We start from the raw sequence: 25,030 nt of genomic DNA on the forward strand, positions 1-25,030 counted from the left end.
GCGCCCAGCGCCGAGACCCAGCCCGGCATCGCCTCGCGCGGCCAGGTCGCGCCCGAGAGGAAAAAGATCGGTAGCGAGGTGGGGATTAGCAACAGCAGCGCGGCGCGCGCGTTGGGGAACAGCCGGGCGGCGAACAGCGAGAAGGCGGCGATGGCTCCTGCCGCAAACAGCGCGACGATCAGCAGGGCGCCGATTCCGGCTTGGCGCGGGATATCCTGCGCAGCGAAGAACCAGCCGAAATAGGTCAGCGTGAGCACGAACGACACGAGGCTCAGCGCCAGCCATTGGCCACCCAGTTCGTTCCATCCGCGCCGCCTGCGCCCGGCGAATAGCACGGCGGTACCAAACAGCATGGTCTGCTGGAGGATCACCGGTGCAACGGCGGGAAAGATATAGGCGCCGTATTCCAGATTGGGGTTGAACAGCGGTTGCGACTCGACGGGATCGGTAATTTCGATACTAACCCCGAGCCGTCCTTTCGCCTCGTTGTTGAGCGTGTTGACGATGGCCCCCTGGATCGCCTGGCCCAAAGCTTTGGTTCGCACGAGGTAGGTTCCGTTGATCCACAGCGCTATGCCACTGTCCTGGCCGCGCAGGGCGTCATCCAGTGCTCGGTCAGGCAGCAGCAGCACGCCATCGACCTTTCGCTCTACCAGCAGGGTGCGCGCCTCGGCTAGGTTGGCGGGCCGGGCGGCGACCTCGGCCAGCGGGCTGGCCTCGATCAGATCGACGAGCTGTCGGCTGAGCGGGGTGCGCGCCTCGTTCACCACTGCCAGCCGCACGTCCTGCGCATGGCCTTGGCTGTAAGGCGCGGGATAGTAGAAGCCGTAGAACAGCGCTGCGACCACTATCAGCATCAGCGCATCGGTGTTGCAGCCAAGCTGGCGCAGCGTGTCGAGGAAGGCGGCGCGCAGGCTCATGCCGGCGATTTCCTCCCGCCCAGCCATGTCGCAAGCGCGAGGCCCGCCGCCGCGTAGCCCGTGAGCAGCAGCGCCGCGCCCCAGGCCTGGCGCGCGGGCGCGCCAAGGAACTGGTCCATTTGCGCGGTCAGGTAGTGGGTGAACGGCAGCACTTGATGCCAGAACCGCGCCACTGTCGGCGCGCCCTCGATCGGCAGCGAGCCGCCCGAATAGGCCAGCGCCGACCCGGCATAGAGCGCGCTCAGCGAATAGCCGAAGACGTCACGCCGCGCGCCCGCAACGAAGCCGAACGACAGCGCCAGCGACGCGGCGATCAGGGCGAGCTGGGCGGCAAAGGTCGCCAGCAGCGATCCTTCCATCCGCCACCCCTTGAAGCCCACCAGCCAGACCATCCACACCGCTCCCCAGAAGCTAAGGACTGTTAGGTACGGCACCAGCTTTCCCGTCAGCGCCGCCGCCCCGCCACCCGTCTCTGCGCGCCATGCGTCGAGCAAGCGGCCATCGGGCCCGCCGAGCTCGCGCGCCATCGCGTAAACCCCGACGCAAGCCGCCAGCAGGTGCAGCATGGCCGGCTGAATAAGCGCCTGCAGGTACCACTCGAAGCTCGCTTCCGGATTGAACAGCACCGAGATCTGCACCTGCGGGATCGCAGCCCGGTCCGACAGCACCCCGGCGCGCCACGCGTTGTCCTCGATCCCGGCGATGATCGATCCGCGCAGCGCGGTCGCCAGGCTGCGCTCGACGGTAGAACCCACGCTGCGGTAGGCGGCGTTGTAGTACAGGCGGATCGGCTCGTCCGCCGCGCGGGGTTGGCCGAAGCCGTGGGGGATCGAGACGAAGGCCCAGATCTGCCCGCGCCGCATCGCCGCTTCGGCCGCCGCGTCACTCACCGGCTGGGCGGCGATCCGCACCTCGGGACGGCCCGACACCAATCGGACGAGCGCCTGGCTTTCGCTGGTGCGGGCATTGTCCACCACCCCGACGGGGAGGGCCTGCAGCGCCCCTTGCGAAAGCATCGCGGCGATGATCGCAATCGCGCAGAACGGCACGACCACCAGCGCCAGCAACATCACGCGGCTGCCGGCGATGAAGCCCGCTTCGCGCAGCGCCGAGCCGCCCAGCCGCGCGAGAGCCGAGGGCGCTGTCACTGAGGCCAGTCGAACAGCACGCTCATGCCCGGCCGCAAGCCTTCGACCCGCTCGGCCGGTTCCAGCTTGATCTCGAAACTGCGCGCGTCGAACCCGGCATTCTGACGGGTCGCCTTTTCGCTGGTGAAGCCGGCCTGCGCGGAAATCGCCGTCACGCGGAGGCGCACCGCCTTGTTGCCGAGCGCGGGGACGGTGCCGGTCAGCACCCGGCCTTGGGCCATGCCCGCATAGTCTTTCTCGGAAATGCGCAGGGTCACGCGGGGATGCGCCAGGTCGACGATCTGGAACAGCGGCACGCCAGGCGCCACGACTTCGCCTGGTTCAATCAGGCGGCGGCTGATCTCTCCAGCGATTGGCGCTGTGACCTTCGTGTCGGCGGCAATCTGGCGCGCGGCGCGGTTGCGCGCTTCGGCGGCAACAGCCTGCGCGTCCGACACGGCGCGGGTTTCGCCCCGCGTCCCGGCCATTGCCTTGCGATACTGCGCCTCCGCCGCTGCCGCGTTGGCGCGCGCGGCCACGTTGGCCGCGGCGGCCTCGTCACGCCGCTGGGCGGAGATGACCCCTTGCGCGTAGAGGCGGTTCATGCGCCCGGCGGTGACGGCTGCGAGCTTGGCGGCGGCGCGGGTGGATGCCGCGATGCCCTGAAGCGATGCGATGTCTTCCGGCCGGGCACCCTGGTTGGCGATGGCGTCCAGCGCGCGGGCGCTGTCCAGGTTGGCCTCGCTCTGGCTCACCAGCGCATCGATCCCCGGGCTGGAGAGGGTCGCCAGGTGCTGGCCAGCGCCGACCTCAGCCCCTTCGGCCACCGCCACCTCTTCAACCCGGGCCAACATCTTGGTCGCGACGTTGACCTCGGTCGCCTCGACCGTGCCCTGGAGCGGCACCGGTAGGGGCCGCGAGGAATACCAGATGCCGGCCAGCGCCAGCAGTCCGAGCACGGGCAGCGCCCACAGCAGCCAGTTCGCGCGGCGACCTGTTTCCGGCGCCGCATCGTACGGTTCCGGCGCCGCTTCGGCGGGTGCAGGATCGGTGTTATCGGTCATCGACGGTCTGCCTGTCGGGCGCTTCGGCGTAATCGACGAAGCGTTCGCTTTGCCCGCTGGCGGCGAGCAGCGCGGCAAGCGAAAGGTTGTATTCGTAAGCCGCCGTTGCGCGCTGGGCACGGGCAAGGCCAAGCGCGGTCTGGGCGTCGGTCACTTCTGCCGCGGTCCCGACGCCTTCGCGGAAGCCGATCTGCTTGACGCGCAGGTTTTCCTCCGCCGCGGCCACGCTGCTGGCGATCGAGGCAAAGGCGCGCCGGGCGTTGTCGGCCATCAGCCAGGTCTTCTCGATCTCGCCCTCGGTGCGGGTGCGGGCGTCGGCCGCGCGCAGACGAGCCGCCTCGCGACGGGCCTGCGCTGCGGCGACAAGCTCGCGGCGGTTGACCGCCGAAACCAGCGGGATTCGCACCGTCGCCCCGACGATCCAGTCGGGATCGACGGGCAGCGACTGCTTGCGCACGGCGTTGACCGATCCGAAGGCATAGACCGAAGGCCGCATGGTCGCCCGCGCGGCGCGTTCTCCGGCGGCGGCCAGCTGTTCGGCGCCTTCGGCCATGGCGATCTGCCCATTGCGCGGGACATCGCCCGTCCACGCCGTCAGCGGCGGCAGCGGCGTCGTATTGACGAATAGCGGGGTGGATGGCGCGGGGTTGGCCGTGCCGGTGATGCGGGCGAGCGCCAGTTGGGCCATGTCGGCATCGCGCCGCGCCCGATCGTTTGCTCGCTTTGCGGCATCGCGAGCTACAACCGCTTCCAGCGTGAGTGAATGCGGCACAACCCCTTCGCGCTCCATCGCGCGGACATTGCCCAGGTGCTGTTCGGCGGAGGTCAGCGTCTGCCGGCTCGACACCTCGAGCTGGCGGGCGAGTTGGGCGCCAAAATACACTTCGGCCAGCCGCACGCTGTCCGCCCCGCGCGCCAGTTCGCGCCCGCCCTGCGCCAGCGTGACCTGTGCCTTGGCCGCGTCGCTCACCGCCTCCAGCGCGCCGCCGGTGTACAGCGGCATGATCGCGGCGACATTCGGCCGCACCACCACGTCTCGCTGGGTATAGTCGTACTGATCGGGGATCGGCGCGAGCAGGCCGGGCAGGGCCTGGCCGATCCGCCCCGCGATCAGCGCGACGATATCGGCATAGACTGGCGGATACTGCCCCGGCAGCCCGCCGAGATAGCTCTGGGCATCGCCCAGGAACTGCTCCTTGGGCTCTGTGAGGTCAAGGCTCAGCGATTTCTCGTAGGCTATGACCGATGCCGAGGCGGTGATCGTGGGGCGATAGAGATGCTCGACCGCCTTCGCCTGGTGTTCGGCCGCGCGCACGTCCGCCTCCGCCGCGGCGCCCCCGGCCGGAGTCGCCTGCATCGCCATTTCTGCGGCGCGGTAATCGAGCGTGGCTTGCGCCAGCGCCGGGCTGGCGGCGATCGCCAGCAGCAGGGCCGGCGCCAGAGGCAGAGTGCGCTTCATTCCGGCCGGCCCAGCATCGCGCGCATACAGGTGATGAAAATATCGGCCACCGGAAGGCTCGTGTTGTCGTCGTCATCACGGAGCGCCAGGTCGCGCCACAGGACCAGCAGCGTCTCGACGATTTCGGTCGAGCGGAACCGCGGGGTCAGTCCGAAATGCGCCACCAGATCGTCGATCCGTTCGGCAAACAGCCCATCGATCCGCTGCTCGGCAACGGCTATCGCGTGGGCAAGCGCCGGGTTGCGCACCGCCTCCAGCCGCAGCTCGATGGCCATCTGCGCCCATTCGCGGCGGTCGGAAACGGTTGCCAGCCACTCGCCGATCCGGGCCATGGTCTGGTCGAATGTCATCGCGCGATAATCGAGCGTCATTTCGCCGAAGGTGCGGACCCGCTCCTCCAGATTGCGCTCCATTACCGCCAGCAGCAGATCCTCACGCGACGCGAAATTGGAATAGAACGCACCCTGGGTGAATCCGGCACGAGTGCAGACCGCTCGCAGAGACAGACCCGGCATCGAACTTTCAAGGATCAGCGTCTCGGCCGCTTCGAGCAGCGCCGTTCGCGTTGCCGCCTGCGAGTATTCGCGCCGGAGAGGTTTGGCAGCGGCCATTGCGCGCAAATACAGATATCAACTGATATTTCAAGCTTTCGTTTTTCAGATGCCGTGCGGAACGTCAACCTTAAGGAATGTTTGTGAAGTTCAACCGGCGTCGGCCGGCCGAATGAAGTCCATCACGTTGGCGACGTCATGGCTGTTGCTGCCGGCTTGTCCTTGAAGTCAGTGATGACTTCGCCGATCAGCGCCCGTAGCCAGCGGTGGGCGGGATCGTGGCGGTAACGGACGTGCCAGGCCATCTCGACGGGCAAGCCGTCGAGCGCGCCGGGGATGCAGGAGATGATCACGCTGGCGAAGGCGATCGACATCGGCGAAGGCAGCGCGCTGGAGCAGCGCCACGTGCGCGAGCGGATAGCTCGCGCCTATATCGCCGACCAGGGAATCGCGCTCACCCGCATGCGCACGCTGAGTGCGCTATCCAGCGGTCGCACGCCGGGCCCCGAAAGCTCTATCTCGAAGATCGTCGTCGCGCAGACGATGCAGGAAATGGGCCGCTTCGCCAGCGATTTGGCCGAGAGCGCTGGGATCGTCACCGGCGAGGACACAGTACCTGAACTGGCTCGCTTCCAGGGCAGCTATTTTGGCGCGGCGGGACTGCGCATCGCCGGCGGCACTGACGAAATCCTCAAGAACATCATTGCCGAGCGCGTGCTCGGCCTGCCCGGTGAGATACGCGTCGATAAGGATGTCCCGTTCAACCAGGTGGGAACGGGCAAAGGAATATAGTTCGCCGCTGGTTGACACGCTCATCTTGCTCCGCCGTCCGCGCCCTCCCTATAGCGGCCATCTACGTATAGGTTCGGCTTACTATCCGTAGGTCAGCAAATGGGCCGGATGCTGACAGTCTGATTTTGGGATCGTTAGGAAGTACAGCCGCCGTTGCGAGGCGCCTTGGCTGAGTGCTCAGGTCTATCCAGATCTTGCCCTAGGTAGAAACGCGCTCGAAATTGGTTTCACTTGCCGACAGCAGATCGTCAACACGCGCGAATGCACCAAACATGGAGGACGGTGCGGGCGCCATCTTCGTTGCGTCAGGGAAGCCGCCATAGCCTGCGAACAGGGCGTGCCAACTCATTGCCGAGTATGCCGGTTCGCCATAAGTCGTTGCATTCGTCCGACCGACGTCGCCTTGCGTGAACCACGCCGTAATCATCGCCTTCAGATTGTCGGAGAGAGCCTGGTTGGCTCGATTGTCGCGCCAGTAGGCTGTGTCGGTGCGCTGGTTCATGCGGTAGTGGGCGACGATATAGTCGCGGATACCCTCGTATCGGGCGGCGGTCTTGGCGTTGAAGCGGGCGCGGTGCATGGGCGTGAAGCCGCCGGCCTCGAAGGCGTCGACGAAGTCGAGAGCCGTGGAGATCACGATGTGGAGGGCGGTCGCCTCGAGCGGCTCAATGAAGCCCTGCGCCAACCCCGCCGACAGGCAGTTGCAATGCCAGGTCTCTTCCACCCGACCCACTTTCATACGCAGGACGCGCGCATCCGCTTCGCTGTTGCAGGCGGTGCGGAGCTCAGCCTCGGCATCCTCATCCGAGATGTGGGCGCTCGAATAAACGTAGCCGTTGCCGACCCTGGTGGTCAGGGGGATCGACCAGCGCCAGCCCGCCGACATCGCGATCGCGTCGGTCTGCTGACGATAGGGTTTCGCATGCGCGGTCGGCATGACGACGGCGCGGTCGTTAAACAGGTTTTCAGCGAAGGGAGTGAACCGGACACCGAGCGCGCGCTGGCCGATCACGCCTGCGAAGCCCGAGCAGTCGACGAACAGGTCGCCCTCGATCCGTTCGCCATTTTCCGTGAGGAGGGCGGCGACATCGCCGTCCGCCGATAGCTCGACCTCTCCAACCTTTGCCGTGCGGTGCACGACCCCACGCGGCACCGCCCAGTCGCGCAGGAAGGCGCCGAGCTTGTAGGCGTCGAAATGATAGCCGTAGGTCGGCGGGAAAGGGAAATTCGGCGTTGGATGCGGACCCTTGCGCGCCCCGGCGAGACGCGCGGCAAGAAACCACCGGTCTGGCCGCACCGGCAGGTCGACGCCGCGGCGAGCAAGCGCGCAGGCCGCGAAATACGCGCCCTCGGTATGCAGGTCGACGGGGCTGGGGAACGGATGGAAGTAGCTCTCGAAACCGGGGCGTTCGCTCCAGCCGGTGAAGCGAATGCCGAGCTTGTAGGTCGCGTCGCAGGCGGTCATGAACGCCGCTTCATCGATGCCGAGGTGGTCCCAGAGGGCCTTCAGTTGCGGGGTCGATCCCTCGCCGACGCCGATAATCCCGATCTCTGGACTTTCGACCAGCGTGACGCTGCCGCCCCGCTCGGCCCACTGCTTGTGGAGGAGGCACGCGGTGATCCAGCCCGCGCTGCCGCCGCCGAGGACGACTACGCGGGGAGGCTTGCCGTTATCGCTCATCGGGTCGCCATAACCAGCGCAGTATTTCGGGCAAGCGCGCGCGCCAGAAGTTCTCGTCGTGCTCGGCGCCGGGGAAGGCACGCGCGGTGTAGTCGGCGCCGTCGCGCCAGCCGGCTGCGGCAAAGTCGCCCGCCACCTTGTCCTGCCAAGGACCGAACGCGGCATCCATGCCGACCATGCCGTGGTCCATCCAGATGCGCCGTCCATCCGGCGAACCCAAGTGTTCGCCAAGATACGTCGACCAGGCGGAGGCGATCGCATCCCCGTTGGCATCTGCGAGCGCGGGATCGAGCGGTGCGAACGGAACACTGACGCATCCCGCGCGGCCGAAAACCTCCGGTCGCTCAATCGCGGCGTAGCACGCCATCAGCCCGCCCATGCTCGCGCCGACGACCGTCGTCTCGTCGGCATCCGGGCGGGTCCGGTAGGTCATGTCGATGCGCGGCTTCAGGACGTCGGCGACCCAGGCAAGCTGCCGATCGGCGGCGAACGGTCCGCCCGCCTGACTTTCGAAGGCGGCACGCACTTTGCCGCTCGTCCGATCGGCGACTTTCTGCGGGAGGTATACCCGGTAGCGGTCGGCTCCTGGTGGTGAGTGGACCCCCACCACGATATGCGGCTCTGCCGAGCGATCGGCGACCACCCCGTCGAGCACCTGGTGGACCATCCACGCTTTGCCGTATTGCGTGCGCGCGGGGGTGAACAGGTTCTGGCCGTCCCACATGTAGAGCACCGGAAAGCGTGCGGCGGGGCGTTTCGAATACTCGGGCGGCAGCCAGATGGTCACCCGTTGATCGGGTAAATCGGCCGCCGCGAGCGGACCCCATTCGATCAGTTCGGGCCCCGCCAGAGGTAACTTCGGCACAGTCGCGCAGGCGGCAACCAACAGCGCGAAAGCCGCGGCGAATAGCCGCCGGAACGTCACTTAGCCGGGTGCAGGCGCACCGCCGCGCCGCCGCCGGGGGCGAGCCAAAGCGTCAGCACGTCGCCCTTCTTCACGGTCCTGGTGTCGTAGGCGATGTTGTGCCGCGCGTCGGTCTCGTAGGTCGCGCCTTCGCCGTCCTTCCAGATGGTCGCGGTGTACGCCTTGCCGGGGTCGAGGAAATCGAACGTCACGGTCACTTCGCGGGCCGTAGCATCGTTGATGCCGCCGACATACCAGTCGGGAGAGTTGCGGTCCTTGCGCGCGAAGATCGCGTATTCGCCGACCGCGCCCGCGACGAGGTGGCTCTCCGCCCAGTCGGCGGGCACAGCCTTGATGAAGGCGAGCTCCTTCGGATGCGCCTCGAGGCTTTCGACGAAATCCGCCGCCATCTGGATCGGCGAGTAGATCGCGAGGTAGAGGCCGAGCTGCTTGGCCACCGTGCTCGCCATCGGCACGCCGTTGCCGCCGGTCACGCTGAGGACGCCGGGGGTGTAGTCCATCGGCCCGGAGAGCATGCGGGTGTAGACGAGCGTAGGTTCGTGGCTCGGCGGATTGTTGAACGGCGCCCAGGCATTGTATTCCTGCCCGCGCGCGCCTTCACGGGCGACCCAGTTGGGATAGGTCCGGCGCAGGCCGGTATCCTTGACCGGCTCGTGCGGGTTGATCGCGACGTGGTTCTTCGCCGCTTCCTCGACCACGCGCAGGTGGTGCTGCACCTGCCGCTGGCCGTCATGCCACTCCATCACCTGCCCCGCGCACGGGTCGGCGATATCGGCGTTGCAGCTGATGATACCGCCTGCATCGGCGACGTAGCCGGTCTTGACCACGTCGATACCGTACTGCGCGTTCTGCTTCATCGCATCGGCGAGCTGCGCCTCGTAGACCGCGATATTGCCGCCGGTCTCGTTGTGGCCGATCAGGTGCACGCCCTTTTTCTTCGCATAGGCGGCGAGCGCGGGCAGGTCGAAATCGGGGTAGGGCCTGGTGAAGCTGAATTCGCGCCCGTTGCCGAACCAGTTGCCGTCCCAGCCATAGTCCCAGCCCTCGACCAGCACGCCGCGGAAGCCGTTCTTCGCCGCGAAGTCGATGTATTGCTTGGTTCGCTCGGTAGTGGCGCCGTGGTTGGGCCCCTGCGCCCAGCTCCATTTGCCGCTGATCATGCCCCACCAGATGCCGACGTACTTGGCGGGCTTGAACCAGCTGACGTCGCCCAGCTTGTTGGGCTCGTTGAGATTGAGTTCGAGGTTGCTCTCGACCAGGCCGGCCGCGCTGGGCGCGATGCGGACCGAGCGCCAGGGGGTGGTGAACGCGCCGGTGCGTACGACCTTCGCCCCGCGGCTCGACGGGGCGAGCGTGGCACGGAAGCGCTGGCCGGTCAGCCGCTGCAGCCACATGCCCGAATAATCGACCAGCGCGGCTTCGTGGAACGACAGGTGCGTCCCGTCATCGAGCCGGATCGTCATCGGGGTGTGCGCCATCGAGACGGCATCGATCGGGGTCTTCTGGTAGATCTGTTCGTAGCGGTTGAAGTCGCCCGCCTGGATCCACCACGCAGTGCCCTTGGGCACGATGTCGAACTCGGTCAGCTCTTCCGCGATGCTGGTCTTCGGATGGCCGGGCCGGTCGGGGAATTCGCTGCGGAAGCCGAAGCCGTCGTCGAACACGCGGAAGCGCACGGTGAAGCGGCGGTCGGTCGCGGGATGGACGAAGGTGACGGCCAGCTCGTTGTGCCTGTCCGCGACGAAGCGGCGCTCGCCCCACGGCTGCTCCCACTTCGTGTCGACCGATGCGGTCACCGGCGCGCCTTCGATCTTGAGACCACGGCGCAGCGGGTCCTCGTCGGTGAAGTTGAAGGCGATCACGCTCTTGCCGATCAGCGGCTTGCCCGCGCGCGCGACCTCGTAGAACGGAATTCCCTCGCCATCGGCATCGACGGTGACGACGATCTGCCCGTCGGGCGATGCGACCGTCTCGGCGGCCAGCGTCGGGACGGCGAAGGCGACGAGCGCGGCGGCGGCGACGGCGAACCTCACCGTGCGATCACCAGCGCGGCGTAGGGCGGCAGTTCGGCGGCGCTCGCCCCGTTGATCGCGGCAAGCACTGTTCCGCGCGTCTGGTGGTCGGTCATGGGTATCGTCTTGCCTCCGAGATTGGCGAGCAGGCGGACCGCCTGCCCGTCGGCCGCGCGATCGAGCACGAGCAGGTCGCCCTCGGCCCGGCAGCCGGCTACCGCGCCGTGCCGGATTGCCGGATTGGCGTTCCGCAGCGCCAACATCGCGCGTGTGTGATGGAGCAGCGACGCGGGGTCCGCCTGTTGCAGGTCGACGGCGCGGGCGGCGTTCGCCTCGCCCACCGGCAGCCACGGATCGTTCGACCCGAAACCGGCGTCCGCCGCCTCCGCCGTCCACGGCATCGGAGTGCGCGCACCGTCGCGGCTGAGTGTCAGCGGCCAGTTGGCGATCGCCTCGGGATCGTGGAGCTGCTCGAAGGGAATATCGACCTGCTCGAGGCCCAGCTCCTCCCCCTGGTAGAGGATCGCGTTCCCGCGCAGCGCCGCGAGCAGCAGGACTTTCAGCCGCGCGGCGGCAGGGCGATCCGCCTCGCTCCACCAGCGACTGACGGCGCGCGGCGCGTCGTGGTTCTCGAACGCCCAGCTCGGCCAGCCGGTACCCGGCGCGTCGGGCCACTCGGCGAGCGCCGCGCAAACCAGCTGCGGCGTGAGCCGGTCAGCGTAGAGGAAGTTGAACCCGTAGGCGGAATTGAGGTGCTCTTCGCCCGCCGTGAAGGCCTTCATCTCGGCCTCGGCCTCGTCCCCGCCCACTTCGGCCACGGTGAACACACCGTCGTACTCGTCGGTCAGCGCACGGATACGCTCGATGAAAGTCGGGATGTCGGGATGCGACTGGTTGTGCACGCGGCGCTGGAAATCGAACGGGCGGGTACGCGGCCGGTCGGTCGGCGGAGCGGGCGGATTGTCGCGCAAGCCCGGGTCGTGCATCGCGAAGTTCAGCGCGTCGATGCGGAAGCCGTCGACGCCCCGCTCGAGCCAGAACCGCATCACCCCTAGCACCGCGTCCTGCACCGAGGGGTTGTGGAGGTTCAGCTGCGGCTGGCTGCTGAGGAAGTTGTGCAGGTAATACTGTCCGCGCCGGGCATCCCATGTCCACGCGGGACCCCCGAACACGGACTGCCAGTTCGACGGCGGCGACCCGTCGGGCTTGGCGTCCGCCCAGACATACCAGTCGTTCTTCGGACCGGTTCTGGCCGAGCGGCTGTCGGCGAACCACGCGTGTTCGTCCGAGGTGTGCGAATAGACCTGGTCGATTAGCACTTTCAGGCCCAGCGAATGCGCCCTTTTCACCAGCGCATCGAAGTCGGCGAGCGTGCCGAAGATCGGGTCGACATCGCAATAGTCGGCCACGTCGTAGCCGAAGTCCTTCATCGGAGAGGTGAAGAAAGGGCTGATCCAGATCGCATCGACGCCGAGCGAGGCGACATGGTCGAGCCGCCTGGTTATGCCCGGCAGGTCGCCGATGCCGTCGCCGTTCGCATCCATGAAGCTGCGGGGATAGATCTGGTAGATCGTCGCGCCCTTCCACCATGGCACGTCGTCTGTCTGCGATCGGGTCGACGGGGCGGTGTCGGGAGCACTCATCGCGCGGTCTCGCTGACGCGGCAGACGGCCCACCCGAATGCAGGAAGCGCAAAGGCGGCCGAACCCGGCGCGGCGACCGTGGCGGGACAGGCGCCTGCCAACGTTTCGAACGCCCGAGCGTCATAGCCGACGACGACATTGGCAGTCCTCGCCGTAGCTGCCGTGTTGAAGGCGAGGACGTATTCCCGCCCGGTTGCGGGATCGAAGCGGCTGACGGCGAAGAGGCCGGCCTCCTGCTCGTAATGGCGCACCTGCTGCCGGCCTGTGCGCAGCGCGGGATGCCCGGCGCGCAGGTGCGCGAGCTGCGAGATCAGCCGGTATAGCGGATGGCCCTCGTCAAAATTGGCCTGCGCAGTCGTCGCGTCGGTGCCGACGAGGTCGTTGTCATTGTATTCCGGGACGCGCGAGGGAAACATGTCTTCGCGGGCGAGCTGGTCGCCGCCGTCGCCGGCGAAGCCCTGCTCGTCGCCGTAATAGATCACCGGTGCACCGCGCAGCGTCAGCAGCATCGCGTGGCCGAGCTCGACCCGCTCCAGCAGTTCGTTCTGCGAGATGCCCGGTCGGTCTTCGCGGATCATCGTCGCGAACCGGCCCATGTCGTGGTTGCCGAGGAACGTCGGCAGGTTGCGCGCCGCAGCCTCGCCCCCTTCGTAGAGCACGTCGCCGTCGTAGAGCTGGGCGAGCACCGCCGTGCCTTTCCCGCGCCCAAGCACCTCCCGCATCGACGCCTGGAAAGCGAAGTCGAGTACCGCAGGCAGCTTGTCGCGACGGGTGTACTGGGCGATGTAGCCGTTGTCGGGCACATCCTTGTAGACTTCGCCGAAGATCGCAAAGTTCGGATTTCCCTTGGCCTTCGCCTTTTCGAGCATCGCGGGGACGAACGCCTGCCAGAATCCCGGATCGACGTGACGTGCGGTGTCGATCCGGAAGCCGTCGATGTCGAATTCATCAATCCACGCAGCGTAGATATTCGTCATTCCGGCGCGCACGCGCGGGTTTTCGGTGAACAGGTCGTCGAGTCCCGAGAAGTCGCCGAACCGGCTGTCCTCGCCCGTGAACGTGCTGTTCCCGCGGTTGTGGTAATAGACCGGATCGTTGAGCCATTCGGGCTTCTTCGCGTGCACCTCGGACGCCGGAACGACCGGGGTATAGGCATAGGACGGATCGACCAGCTTCGCGAAATTGGTCTCGCTAGAGTCCTCGTCGCCAGCGAAATCGGAGTTGATCGGCATGCCGTCGACGCCGCCCTTACGCGAATAGGGGAAGTCTCCGCGCGAGCGGTAGCGGTACCCGTTTGCATCACCCTCGGCGTACTTGATCACGTCGGCGGTGTGGTTGGTGATGATGTCCATGTAGACCTTCATCCCGCGAGCATGAGCTGCACCGACGAAGGCGGCGAACTCCTCGCGCGAACCGAAATGCGGATCGGGACGGGTGAAATCCGTCACCCAGTAACCGTGGTACCCCGCGCTCTCGTCGCCTTTCGGTCCCTGGACGGGCTTGTTCTGGAAGATCGGCGCGAACCAGATCGCGGTGACGCCCATGTCCTGCAGATAGTCGAGCTTGCCCGTCAGCCCCTTCAGGTCGCCGCCGTGGTAGAACCCCTTTGCCGTCGGGTCGTACCCACTCACCAGCCTCTCGTCGGGGTAGCCCCCGCGATCATTCGCCGTGTCGCCGTTGGCGAACCGATCCGGCAGCACGAAGTAGACGACCTCATCGGCGGGGGCGCGATCGCGGAAACTGGCGGATACACCATTGCCGTAGGGCGCCTGCGCCTGGACGCTCCCGCATCCGGTCAGCGCGGCCGCACAGGCCAGCGCGGCTAGCATCGTACGGGCGGCCATCATGCCCGCGCTCTTTCGCCAACGAGCGATTGCAGCGCCTCGGCGTGGGTCGGCATCGCTTCTGCCTTGACCCGCGCCGCCTTGGCGACGCTGGCGAGGAATGGGCCGATATCCTCGCCTGGCACGTTGTCCGCGAGCGGGGAATAGCCGCGCGGATCGATCCCTTGCCCCAGCATCACTTGGCCCCAGCTGTCATCGAGAAACAGTTCGTCGTCCTCGCGCACGAACAACCCTGATTCCTCGAACAGCGCGATCTTCTCGGCAAGCGTATCGGGCAATTCGATCTGGCGGCAGTGATCCCAGAAGGGTTCGCCTCGCCGGTCGTTGGCGACATAGTGCAGGACGAGGAAATCGCGGATGCGCTCCCACTCGGCGCCCGAGAGCCGGTTGAACATGGACCGCGCGGTCGACAGGTTGGAGAGATCGTTCGGCAGCAGGTTGAGCAGCCGCGCGAGAGCGGATTGCACGAGGTGAATCGACGTAGATTCCAGAGGTTCCATGAATCCGGCAGCGAGGCCCAGCGCAATGCAGTTGTGCGACCAGTGCTCGCGCCGATGGCCGGTAGTGAACCGGATCGCGCGCGGATCGGTAAGCGGCTTGCCATCTAGGTTTTCGAGGAGCACCCGTGCCGCCTCGTCCTGCTCCATGTAGGCTGAGCAGAACACGTGGCCATTGCCGGTCCGGTGCTGCAGAGGGATCCGCCACTGCCAGCCAGCCGGTCTCGCAATCGATCGCGTAAAGGGTGGCGGAGGCGCGACATTCTCGCTCTGCACCGCGAGTGCGGTGTCGCAGGGGAGCCAGTGCGACCAGTCCTCGAACCCGACGCCCAGGCTCTTGCCGAGCAACAGGCTGGCGAAGCCCGTGCAGTCGATAAACAGGTTGCCCTCGATGCGCCGGTCGCCGTCGAGAACCAGCGCGGCAATATCGCCCGTCGCGGCATCACGGGTGACGGACGATATCTTGCCCTCGTACCGCTTTACGCCGCGTTCCTCGGCGTATCGACGCAGGACGACGGCCACCTTGCTCGCATCGAAATGGAATGCGTAGGGAAGGTTCGCGTCCTTGCCGAACGCAAACCGCCCCTTCCGCGCGGCGACGACGTTCAGGCCATACGCGCCGAAGGATTCCGCCACGCCGATCTTTCGCCCTCGCAGCCACAACTGACGGAACGGGATCAACCCTGCACCGCGACCCGTCGTGCCGAAGCTGTGGATGTAGCTTTCGCCCTCGCGCAGCCAGCCGTCGAACTCGATGCCCAGCTTGAACGTCGCCTCGGTCGCGTCGACGAACTCGGCCTGATCTATCCCCAGCCCGACCAGCAGGTTGTGGATCTGAGGGATCGTTGCCTCGCCCACGCCCACCGTGCCGATGGCATCGGATTCGACCAGCGTGATCGAGGCATGGTCACCGAGGAACCGTGCCAGCGTCGCCGCTGCCATCCATCCAGCAGTCCCGCCGCCTGCGATAACGATGTCGAGAGGTGGGTTGTCGTTCACGGTCGAAATCCATGACGGTGCGGGTCCGGCCGGTCAAAACGTCCGGACCCGCCTCGCCCTCATCAGAACTTGTACGTGAAACCGGCGAGGAAGCGACGGCCGTAGGTCTGGTACTTCAGCCACGTGTTGTCGATCGCCACGCCGTTGATCTGCGCCAGAGTCGCCTGGCGCTCGTCGGTCAGGTTCTGGCCCTGCACGAAGACCGACAGCCCCTCGAGCGCGGAACCGGGCTGGAAGTCGTAGCCGATCTGCGCATCGTAGACCGTCTCGCTGAGCACCGCCTGACGATCGAGCCCTCCGCTGAACAGCGAGAAGTCGCCAAGGAACCCCGAACGGTACCGCATGCTGCCGCGTACGTTGAAGCCGGCCTTCTCGAAGAACGCAGTCAGGTTGCCGACCCACTTCGAGTAGCCCGGGATCACGCTGGGGTTGCCGTTGACGTCGAACGCCTTGGTGTCGGTGTAGCTGATGCCGCCGGTCAAGCCGAAGCCGCTGAGCGCGGGAGTGAAGACCTCGAACGGCAGCGTGCCGGCGAGTTCCGCACCCATGATGTAGCCGCCCTTGGTGTTCACCGGACCGCTGAACAGGCCGACCGTGCTCGACGGCTTCAGTCCGCCCGGATCGGGCAGGCCCGCATAGTCGAACTCGGTGTTGTTCGCACTCGGGTCGATATACTTGTCGAGGTGCTTCCAGTAGAGCTGGACCGCGACGTAACCCTTCGTGGCGAAATACTTTTCGACGCTCAGGTCGAGTGCGGTAGCCATGTAGGGACGCAGGCGCGGGTTGCCGCCGCTACCGGTGTAGATCGGCGGGGTGAACGCCGGATTGTAGCCGAACGAGATGATGTTGTTCATCGACGGGAGGCGCGGACGCATCATCTGCTTGGAAGCAGCGAAGCGCACCACCACGTCTTCCGGCGCACGGAAGTTGAGGTTCAGGCTCGGCAGCACCATCCAGTAGCTGTCCTCGATCGTCGGGTTCGTCAGCCCCGAAGACGTCACGTCGGTGTGGATCGCCTGTACACCGATGTTTCCGGTGAGCTCCGTCGTGCCGAGATCGGCGCGCAGGTTCGCCATAGCGAACGGCGTCCAGACGTTTTCCGAGATGTCGTATGCCTGCGAGGCGCCGTACGGCAGCGCCTTGTAGTCGAGGATGCCCGACGGAACGAGGACGCGCGGATCGTAGGAGATCAGCGGTCCGAAACCGCGATCGAGCACCGTCGGCTTTAGAAGGATGTCGGCCGGGATCGCGGCAGAGTCGGCGCCGTTGGGCGGATTGAGGATGCCCTCGTCCTGGGTCAGGCTCTTCGAACGATAGGTGTGGTCGACGCCGACCTTGACGCTGTCGATAAAGCCGCCGCCGATGTCCTGTTCGATCTCGGCACGGATGGCCTTGAGGTCGTCGCGGCTCTTGCGGATCTTGTCGTAGCCCGCCTGGATGCCGTCACCACCCGACCAGCCCTCGACGTCGGTCAGGACGAGGTTGGTATTCGAACCGTCGAAGGTGCTCGTGAATTCGAGCGCGTGGTTGGTCAGGGTCGACCCGAACGTGCCGCCCGGTGTCGGCAGGTTGCGGCCGAGGCCGGCGGTCGTCTCCAGGCGATCCTGCCAGCGGTCGGTGCGCGACCAGCTGACGTCGAGCATCGCCCGCGTGCCGTTGTCGTTGTCCCATGCCAGGTTGCCGCCGAACGAGTACGTGTCATTCTTCTGGTCGGTCGCATAGTTCTCGACGATCGGGCGACCCGTCCAGGTCGCGTCGGTGATGATGCTGGCGCCCGCGAGCAGCGGGTTTGAGACGGGCGTCGCCTGGTAGCTTGCTACGGTCGATCCGCAGCACAGGATCGGCATCTCGAAGCCCTTCTGGTCGAGCTTGCTGTTGAAGTGCGAATAGAAGCCGTCGACAGTGAAGGTCAGCTGGTCGCCGAGCTTCGCCTGGAACGTGCCGTTCACCCCGAGCCGGTCGAGCTGTTCGCTTTCCGCCCATGTCTTTACGCCGCTGATGCCGTAGGCGTTCGGTCCGTACTCGCCATAGCCCCAGGCGTTCCAGTCACGGATGCTGTAAGGTTCGGACGAATAGGCGGCCGACAGTGCGATACCCATGGTGTCGTCGGCAAATGTATCCACGAACGTGCCGAAGACGCGATAGCCCTTGTTGTCAGCTTCCGGATTCACCTGGTCGTCGATGTAGGTGCCGCGCGCGCCGACCGCGATGATGCGCTTCTTCTGCTCGAGCGGGCGGATGGTGCGCAAGTCGACCGAACCGACCAGGCCGCCGGCGGTGTGATCGGCTTGCGAGGTCTTGTAGACGTTCACGCCCGACAGGATTTCCGACGGAAACTGGTCGAATTCGACCGCGCGGCTGTCGTTGGTGGTGGTCTGCTCGCGGCCGTTGAGGGTCGTGGTCGAGAAGTCCGGGCCGAAGCCGCGGATCGAAATGATGTTCGCGCGGCCATTGCTGCGCTGCGCGGCGATGCCTGGCAGGCGGGCGATCGACTCGCCGATGCTGTTGTCGGGCAGTTTGCCGATATCCTCGGCCTTGACCGATTCGACGATCGCTTCGTTGCGCTTTTTCTCGTTAGTCGCGCTCTGGAGAGCGGCACGATAGCCGGTAACGACGATCGCGTTTGCCTCGTCAGGCGCGGCGTCGGTCGTGTCGGTTGCGGCGGCGTCCTGCGCGACAGCGGGCGTCGACAGCGCTGTCAGAGCGACCGCGAAGGCCGACAGGCTGGCAGATGCGCGCAAGGAATAGCGGATGGCCATTTCAACATCACTCCCCAATGACGGGCGGTCTTACGCCGCCGGTCGTCCAAGTCTCACCGCGAATAATGTGCGGCCGATCTGGCGCCGAAATACGAGCGATGCGGGCCACAACGGAATATGGCATACGTATACGATGATGGCGGCGCGGGACTCGCATGTCCCGCAAGTCCTTTGAAAACAACCACAATCTCGACGAAAATTTCGGCGAATTGAAAGGGCCAGCCAGCGCGCCTATGATTCACGAGCGGGCCGTTGTCGCGGCCTGGGAGAATACAATGGTTCGCAAGCCCACCGGTCGGCCGACGAGTTTCGATATTGCATATGCTGCGGGCGTATCGCAGCCTACCGTGAGCCGCGCGCTGCGTGGGGATCGTTCGGTAAGCCGGGCCACCCGCGAGCGGATCGAGGCGATCGCCCGCGACCTAAATTACACCGTCGACAAGAACGCCAGCTCGCTCCGTTCGCAGCGGTCGAATACGATAGCCCTGCTTTTCTTCGAGGACCCGACGCCCGACGAGAGCATGATCAATCCGTTCTTCCTGGCGATGCTCGGCTCGATCACGCGCGCCGTCGCGAACCGGGGTCTCGACCTCCTCATCTCGTTCCAGAGGCTCGAGGACGACTGGCATGTCCGCTACCAGGATTCACACCGCGCCGATGGACTGATCCTGCTGGGATACGGAGACTGGACGCTGTACCAGCAGCGGCTCGAACAACTTCGCCGTCAAGGCACGCATTTCGCGCGCTGGGGCTCGGTATCTTCGGATGCGAACGGCGGCGGTACGGTCGGCTCGGACAACCAGGAAGCTGGTCGTATCGCCGGCGAACACCTCATCGAGCGCGGCCGCAACCGGATTGCCTTTCTAGGTCATGCCGATACCCACTACCCCGAATTTGCGAGCCGATATGAGGGGCTCGGCGCGGCAATCCGCGAAGCAGGTCTCGAGCTGGATCCGACGCTGCAACACGACGCTGTCACGAGCGAGGCTGCAGGGTACGAGGCTGGCCGCACACTCATCCAGTCGGGCGCACAGTTCGACGCGATCTTCGCCGCGTCGGATCTCATCGCCATCGGTGCCATGCGCGCGCTCGCCGAAGCGGGGCGCAGCGTCCCGGGAGACGTCGCGGTCGTCGGGTTCGACGACATTCCCGCCGCCAGCCTGACCCGGCCCCCGCTGACGACGGTGATGCAGGACATCAAGGGTGCGGGCGAGCGGCTCGTCGATACGCTGCTGGCCGACATCGAAGGCCTGCCCCGCCCCGATCCGCGACTACCCACGCGGCTGGTCATCCGCGAAAGTACCGCGGCCACCTGAAGGCATCACATTCGTATGTGTGTTGCCGAGCGGGCTGCATTCCGCCAGCCCTTGGCACGAGCGAGGGCGACACGAGTTGCCCCGAAACAGGGAAGGATCGTCGCGCGATGGAAAAACCGCGCCAGGGCTTCGCCGGACTGTGGAACATCAGTTTCGGTTTCTTCGGCATCCAGATCGGCTTCGCACTGCAGAACGGCAACATGAGCCGTGTCTTCCAGACCCTCGGCGCAAGTATGGACGATTTGCCCGCGCTGTGGGTCGCCGCTCCTTTGACGGGGCTGCTGGTGCAACCGATCATCGGTCACCTGAGCGACCGCACATGGAGCCGGCTCGGACGGCGCCGTCCCTATTTCCTGACTGGCGCGGTGCTTGCCGCACTTGCGTTGTTCCTGATGCCGCTTTCACCGACCTTCGGCGCACCGCTGCTGTTCGCCGCTGCACTTCTGTGGCTGCTCGACGCTTCGCTCAACATCTCGATGGAGCCTTTCCGCGCTTTCGTCGGCGACATGCTGCGGACAGACCAGCACGCTGCCGGGTATGCCGTGCAGACCGCCTTCATCGGCGCGGGCGCGGTCGTCGGGTCAATCTTCCCGTTCCTGCTCGAAAACCTCGGCGTCGCGAACGTCGCGCCCGAAGGAACTCTGCCCGACACTGTCCGGTGGAGCTTCTGGGCGGGCGGAGCCGCTCTATTCCTCGCCGTGCTGTGGACCGTGCTGACGACGCGCGAATATTCGCCCGAAGAGCAGGCGACGTTCAGCAGCGCAGAGGGAACGCCCCTCGAACAACCCGTCCGTGCGCTTGCGGCCAAAAGCTATCTCTCGTGCTGCGCATGGATCGTCGCGGGTGCCCTGGTCGCGTTTGCGGTCGAGGCGATGGCGCTCGAAAAGGAAGTATACCTGCTGGGGGGACTTCTTGCCGGATACGGCGTGCTCAGCGCGATCGCGATCTCGCTTGCCAAGCAGGGCAAGGTCAACGGGATGCTGGCCCAGATCGTCGGCGACTTTGCGGGAATGCCACGTGTGATGAAGCGTCTCGCACTGGTCCAGTTCTTCAGCTGGAGCGCACTGTTTATCATGTGGATCAACACGACGCCGGTTGTGACGCAATACGCCTTCGGCAGCACCGACACCGCAAGCGCGGCTTACAACGAGGGCGCGAACTGGGTGAACGTGCTGTTCACGGTCTACAACGGCGTCGCCGCGGTCGCCGCGCTCGTGCTGCTGCCCTGGCTCTCGCGGAAGTTAGGCCAAGTGACCACGCATTCGATCTGCCTCACGCTGGGCGCGATCGGATTTGCCATGTTCTTCTTCGTTCGCGATGCGCAGGTGCTGCTGCTCGCCGAAGTCGGCATCGGCATCGCCTGGGCGAGCATCCTCGCCATGCCCTACGCCATCCTCGCCTCGAACCTGCCACAAGCGAAACTCGGCATCTACATGGGGCTGTTCAATGTCTTCATAGTCATCCCGCAGCTGCTCGTCGCGACAGTCATGGGGACGATCATGAAGCACGCGTTTCCCGGCGATCCGGTGTGGACAATGCTCTTCGCCGCAGCGAGCTGGCTCGTCGCGGCACTCGCGATGACTCGCGTGTCCGCCGCCATACCGCAGAAGGGCCCAAGCCGATGAAGCGCTATTTCGCCGCCGCCACGGCTCTTACGCTGGCCTCCGTCGCGCAGGCGCAAGACGAGGTGTCGGTCTGGCAGCCCGAGCCCTACTCGACGATCCATCACCCGGACTGGTCGAAAGACGCGGTCCTCTACCAGCTCAACACCCGCCAGTTCACACCCGAAGGCACGTTCGCGGCGGCCGAAAGGCAGCTTCCGCGACTGAAAGCGCTCGGGGTCGACGTGATCTGGCTGATGCCGATCCACCCGATCGGGATCGAGAATCGCAAGGGCACGCTCGGCAGCCCCTATTCGGTCCGCGACTATTACGACGTGAACCCCGAGTTCGGCACGAAGGCCGATTTCAAGCACTTCGTCGACGCCGCGCACGCGCAAGGCTTTCACGTCATCGTCGATTGGGTCGCCAACCATACTGCGTGGGACAACCCTCTCGCGAAACAGCATCCCGACTGGTACGAAAAGGACTGGCAGGGGCATTTCCGCCCGACCCCGTGGTGGGATTGGTCGGATGTCATCGACCTCGACTGGTCGAAGCCGGGTGTGCGAGAGCACGTCGGCAAGGCGATGGAGATGTGGGTCAGCGACTACGGCGTCGACGGTTTCCGTGCCGACGTTGCGGGCTATGTCCCGCTCGATTTCTGGGAAAAGGAGCGCGCCCGGCTGGAGGCGATCCGCCCCGTCTTCATGCTCGCCGAGTGGAAGTCGTCCGAACTGACGCGCAAGGCCTTCGACGCGGTTTACGCGTGGGAATGGCACCACACGAGCAAGGACATCGCCAAGGGCAAGTCTGATGCCACCGCCTTTTATGGCTACTACGCCGAAAACGAGAGCGCTTGGCCGCGAGAGGCGATGCGGCTGACCTACATCGCCAACCACGACAGCAACGCGTGGGAAGGCACTCAGTACGAGAACTTCGGCGATGCGCTGCCCGCCTTCCTTGCGCTGTCATTCACCGGCGAAGGCCTGCCGATGCTCTACAACGGGCAGGAAGCCTGCAACGCCAAGCGGCTCGAATTCTTCGAGAAGGACCCGATCGACTGGTCTAAGCTGGCGACCTGCGATCTCGGCCCGTTGGTGAGGGACCTCATCGCCTTCCGCCGCGCGAACCCGGCACTCGCCAACGGTCAGTGGGGCGCGCGGATGAGCCAGGTGCTGACCGACCAGCCCAAGCATGTTTTTGCTTGGGTGCGCGCGGTTGACGGGAACCGCGTTGTCGGGGTTTTCAACCTGTCCGGCCAGCCCGTCAGCGCAAAGTTGTCGGACTCCCATGCGGTTGGTACCTATACGGAGTTCCGCAGCGGTGAGCCCGTCACGCTCAAAAGCGGCCAGACCATCGATTTGCAGCCTTGGGGCTTTCGCCTCCTTGTGTCGGATTCTTGAGCGCGAACTGGCGATTGCTGGCGAAACTCGTGCTCGAACAGCTCACCGGTACCCTGTATCGATAGCAATGGATGTCCGCTATTAGGCAAACGCTCACGCAGACGCGATGGCGGAGATGAGGGCGCAAAGCGGACGCTGATCAAGCTTGTTTTTGTAGCTGGAGAATCAATTCTGAGTCCCGAAAAAGGCATCGAACCAATGCATTAGACGGGTTTTGAGGGCCTTTTGCGGGCCTTTGGGTTAGACCGAATTGCATAAGCAGCTAAAAATAAACACGAAAAGAGCTCGAATGCGATGCCTCTTCTGGCACCATTTGTTCTCTCTGGAAGCGTCCAGAGATGTCCAGCAAGCAGCTGGTTTTAACGCGAAAATTGACCGAAGATCGCCGGATAAACGTCCGGGCTGATCCATCGGATTCCAGCAAGAGATACACAAATTGTGTATGCTGGCGTGTCTGCCGAGTGGGCCCGGAAAGACCGGGAACACGATCATGCTGACGCAACTCCAGATTGCTGCCGCCAAACCGAACACTAAGCCCTACAGCCTCTCAGACGGACAGGACCCTTGCCGCCAGTGATGTCATTCTCGATATAGCCGTCCATGCCATAGGCCTTGGCGGCAAGGCGCGCGCTCAGTGTGTCGTCGATCGGAACTGTGACGCCGGCTTCATAAGCATATTCGCCGTCCGAGCCGTGTAGAATGCTGGCATTGTAGTCGAATTGTCTGCCGGGCGTGCGCGTTGTGATATTAAGCGCGCCGGCAATAGCGTTGTTGCCGAAAAAGGTGGTCTGCGGTTCTTTGAGGACCTCGACGTGATCGACATCGAACAGCGCCGCGCGGGCCGAACGCGAGCGTCCGCGATAGACATCGTCGACAAAAGTCCCAACGGATTGTTCGAAAGTGGCGCTGAGTCCCGAACCCACCCCGCGGATGTTCAACAGCTCGGTGGCCGGGGCGCTGGCAATTCTAACGTTCGCGATGCGGCTGCCCAGGTCCTGCAGATCGCGGATGTTGTCTTTCTGCAGCGAGGCGCCGGAGACGACGGTCGCGGAGAGCGGCACATCCTGGAGCCGCTGCTCGCGACCTTGCGCAGTGACGATGATTTCGTCGCTGCCATGTGCGGGGCTAGCGTTAGCGCCGGGCAGTTTGTCATCCTCTGGATGATGTTTGCGGTCCTTCTTGTGCGAATGCCCCGTGTCCTGTTGTCAGCGACAGGAGCGCTACGCCTATGCCTAGAGCGGTCCGTGTCTTGATAAAATTCCCTCTTGTCATTTGCTTCCCTGTTCGACGCGCATTTTGTGTTGGCGCCGACACCCGCCGTGCAGGTTTGCCGGGCACGCGAATGCACGCCTGCTTGATGAATGATATGATTGAATGGGTGGTGGCCTTGGCGCTCGCAAAAGCCCGCTGGCCCCGCACGATCGATGGAACGGGACGTGCCGGTGTTGGCTTACACTAAGGGAATCTAGGTGGTAAACTCATAAACTGGCTTGCGAGATGTAGATTGGATTGATTTGAACCGCCCCGGGATTGCCGGAGGCCATTTGGTTTAAATTATGCCGCCATGGGCGTGTCGTCCAGCATGGCGTAGTATCGTGCTTCAGCTTCGGCAGGCGGGATATTGCCGATGGGCGCGAGCAGGCGCCGGTTGTTGAACCAGTCGACCCATTCGAGCGTGGCGTATTCCACGGCTTCAAATGATCGCCACGGACCTCGGCGGTGGATGACCTCGGCCTTGTAAAGGCCGTTGATCGTTTCGGCCAAGGCGTTGTCGTAGCTGTCGCCAACACTGCCGACCGATGGTTCGATCCCGGCTTCGGCAAGACGCTCGGTATACTTGATCGAGACATATTGGCTGCCACGATCACTGTGGTGGATCAGGCCGCCACGGTGAACAGGCCGTCGGTCATGGATCGCCTGCTCCAGGGCATCGAGTACAAAGCTGGCATGCGCCGTTCTGCTCACCCGCCAGCCCACGATATAGCGGGCGTAAACGTCGATCACGAAGGCGACATAGACGAACCCGGACCACGTCGCGACGTAGGTGAAGTCCGAGACCCACAGCATGTTGGGTGCCGGTGCATGGAACTGGCGGTTGACCTGATCGAGCGGACATGGCGCTGCCTTGTCGCTCATCGTCGTCTTCACCGGCTTCCCCCGGATCACGCCCTGCAGGCCCAGCTCACGCATCAGCCGTTCCACCGTGCAGCGGGCAATATCGAAGCCCTCGCGCTGCATCTGCCGCCACACCTTGCGATACCCGTAGACCTTGAAGTTGGCATCGAACACGCGCTGAACCTCGGGCTTCATTGCTTCGTCGCGCTGGGCGCGTGGTGACAGGCGCGACGGATCGCGGCGCTGTGCGACACGCTCGTGGTAGGTTGATGGGGCGATCGGCAGAACCCGGCAGATCGGCTCGACCCCATACTCACCCCGA

19 protein-coding genes are annotated in these 25,030 nt (G+C 65.1%); 4 read left to right on the forward strand and 15 right to left on the reverse strand.

Going from position 1 to position 25,030, the window contains the following annotated elements; all coding sequences use genetic code 11:
• The 6 genes from D6858_RS05500 to D6858_RS05525 all read right to left on the reverse strand — a co-directional run.
• Window positions 1–920: ABC transporter permease (locus tag D6858_RS05500; protein ID WP_165859641.1), on the reverse strand; the 920-nt coding region annotated here is incomplete at its 3' end.
• Window positions 917–2,068, reverse strand: coding sequence for an ABC transporter permease (locus tag D6858_RS05505; protein ID WP_120108053.1), 1,152 nt, complete (start codon window positions 2,066–2,068; stop codon window positions 917–919). The genes D6858_RS05500 and D6858_RS05505, both read right to left, overlap by 4 nt.
• Window positions 2,065–3,111 carry an HlyD family secretion protein gene (locus tag D6858_RS05510; RefSeq protein WP_120108055.1) on the reverse strand — a complete coding sequence of 349 codons (1,047 nt, stop codon included), beginning with the start codon at window positions 3,109–3,111 and terminating at the stop codon, window positions 2,065–2,067. Before D6858_RS05510 ends, D6858_RS05505 begins: the two co-directional genes overlap by 4 nt.
• A complete protein-coding gene (locus D6858_RS05515; protein ID WP_120108058.1) occupies window positions 3,101–4,570 on the reverse strand; it encodes a TolC family protein in 1,470 nt (489 codons plus the stop codon). The genes D6858_RS05510 and D6858_RS05515 overlap by 11 nt, the downstream gene beginning before the upstream one ends.
• On the reverse strand, window positions 4,567–5,181 hold the full coding sequence (locus D6858_RS05520) for a TetR/AcrR family transcriptional regulator (protein WP_120108060.1): 615 nt from the start codon (window positions 5,179–5,181) through the stop codon (window positions 4,567–4,569). Before D6858_RS05520 ends, D6858_RS05515 begins: the two co-directional genes overlap by 4 nt.
• A gap of 122 nt (window positions 5,182–5,303) precedes the next feature.
• Complete coding sequence (locus D6858_RS05525; RefSeq protein WP_240623714.1) at window positions 5,304–5,495, reverse strand: type 2 periplasmic-binding domain-containing protein; 192 nt, start codon at window positions 5,493–5,495, stop codon at window positions 5,304–5,306.
• On the opposite strand from D6858_RS05525, the gene D6858_RS05530 reads away from it, so the two are divergent.
• Window positions 5,467–5,913, forward strand: coding sequence for an acyl-CoA dehydrogenase family protein (locus D6858_RS05530; protein WP_188643290.1), 447 nt, complete (start codon window positions 5,467–5,469; stop codon window positions 5,911–5,913). The two genes, D6858_RS05525 and D6858_RS05530, sit on opposite strands and share 29 nt — an antisense overlap.
• Before the next feature lie 199 nt (window positions 5,914–6,112).
• Here D6858_RS05530 and D6858_RS05535 read toward each other — a convergent pair whose 3' ends face one another.
• The 7 genes from D6858_RS05535 to D6858_RS05565 all read right to left on the reverse strand — a co-directional run bounded on the left by D6858_RS05535 (window position 6,113) and on the right by D6858_RS05565 (window position 18,273).
• Window positions 6,113–7,594, reverse strand: coding sequence for a tryptophan halogenase family protein (locus D6858_RS05535; protein WP_120108066.1), 1,482 nt, complete (start codon window positions 7,592–7,594; stop codon window positions 6,113–6,115).
• Entirely contained in the window at window positions 7,584–8,519 is a 936-nt protein-coding gene (locus D6858_RS05540) for an alpha/beta hydrolase (RefSeq protein WP_120108068.1), read from the reverse strand. The genes D6858_RS05535 and D6858_RS05540 overlap by 11 nt, the downstream gene beginning before the upstream one ends.
• A complete protein-coding gene (locus D6858_RS05545) occupies window positions 8,516–10,552 on the reverse strand; it encodes a glycoside hydrolase family 97 protein (protein ID WP_120108071.1) in 2,037 nt (678 codons plus the stop codon). Before D6858_RS05545 ends, D6858_RS05540 begins: the two co-directional genes overlap by 4 nt.
• Complete coding sequence (locus D6858_RS05550) at window positions 10,549–12,174, reverse strand: alpha-amylase family glycosyl hydrolase (RefSeq protein ID WP_120108087.1); 1,626 nt, start codon at window positions 12,172–12,174, stop codon at window positions 10,549–10,551. The genes D6858_RS05545 and D6858_RS05550 overlap by 4 nt, the downstream gene beginning before the upstream one ends.
• A complete protein-coding gene (locus D6858_RS05555; RefSeq protein ID WP_120108073.1) occupies window positions 12,171–14,018 on the reverse strand; it encodes an alpha-amylase family glycosyl hydrolase in 1,848 nt (615 codons plus the stop codon). The genes D6858_RS05550 and D6858_RS05555 overlap by 4 nt, the downstream gene beginning before the upstream one ends.
• Window positions 14,018–15,514: a tryptophan halogenase family protein gene (locus D6858_RS05560; protein ID WP_240623715.1), complete on the reverse strand. Its 1,497-nt coding sequence runs from the start codon at window positions 15,512–15,514 to the stop codon at window positions 14,018–14,020. Before D6858_RS05560 ends, D6858_RS05555 begins: the two co-directional genes overlap by 1 nt.
• Window positions 15,515–15,576: 62 nt before the next feature.
• Window positions 15,577–18,273 carry a TonB-dependent receptor gene (locus D6858_RS05565; protein ID WP_120108076.1) on the reverse strand — a complete coding sequence of 899 codons (2,697 nt, stop codon included), beginning with the start codon at window positions 18,271–18,273 and terminating at the stop codon, window positions 15,577–15,579.
• A 275-nt stretch (window positions 18,274–18,548) separates the two neighbouring features.
• On the opposite strand from D6858_RS05565, the gene D6858_RS05570 reads away from it, so the two are divergent.
• From D6858_RS05570 to D6858_RS05580, 3 genes are all read left to right on the forward strand, one after another.
• Complete coding sequence (locus D6858_RS05570; RefSeq protein ID WP_120108091.1) at window positions 18,549–19,589, forward strand: LacI family DNA-binding transcriptional regulator; 1,041 nt, start codon at window positions 18,549–18,551, stop codon at window positions 19,587–19,589.
• Between the two features lie 107 nt (window positions 19,590–19,696).
• A complete protein-coding gene (locus tag D6858_RS05575; protein ID WP_120108079.1) occupies window positions 19,697–21,214 on the forward strand; it encodes an MFS transporter in 1,518 nt (505 codons plus the stop codon).
• Window positions 21,211–22,593: an alpha-amylase family glycosyl hydrolase gene (locus D6858_RS05580; protein WP_120108082.1), complete on the forward strand. Its 1,383-nt coding sequence runs from the start codon at window positions 21,211–21,213 to the stop codon at window positions 22,591–22,593. The genes D6858_RS05575 and D6858_RS05580 overlap by 4 nt, the downstream gene beginning before the upstream one ends.
• A 530-nt stretch (window positions 22,594–23,123) precedes the next feature.
• On the opposite strand, the gene D6858_RS05585 is transcribed toward D6858_RS05580, so the two are convergent.
• Entirely contained in the window at window positions 23,124–23,654 is a 531-nt protein-coding gene (locus D6858_RS05585; protein WP_240623716.1) for a TonB-dependent receptor plug domain-containing protein, read from the reverse strand.
• A 493-nt stretch (window positions 23,655–24,147) separates the two neighbouring features.
• Window positions 24,148–25,030, reverse strand: an 883-nt coding sequence (locus D6858_RS05590; RefSeq protein ID WP_120106458.1) for an IS3 family transposase, incomplete at its 5' end; no start/stop codon positions are given.

The sequence above is a fragment of the Tsuneonella suprasediminis genome (assembly GCF_003605755.1).
In the GTDB taxonomy this organism is placed as follows: Bacteria; Pseudomonadota; Alphaproteobacteria; order Sphingomonadales; family Sphingomonadaceae; genus Tsuneonella; species Tsuneonella suprasediminis.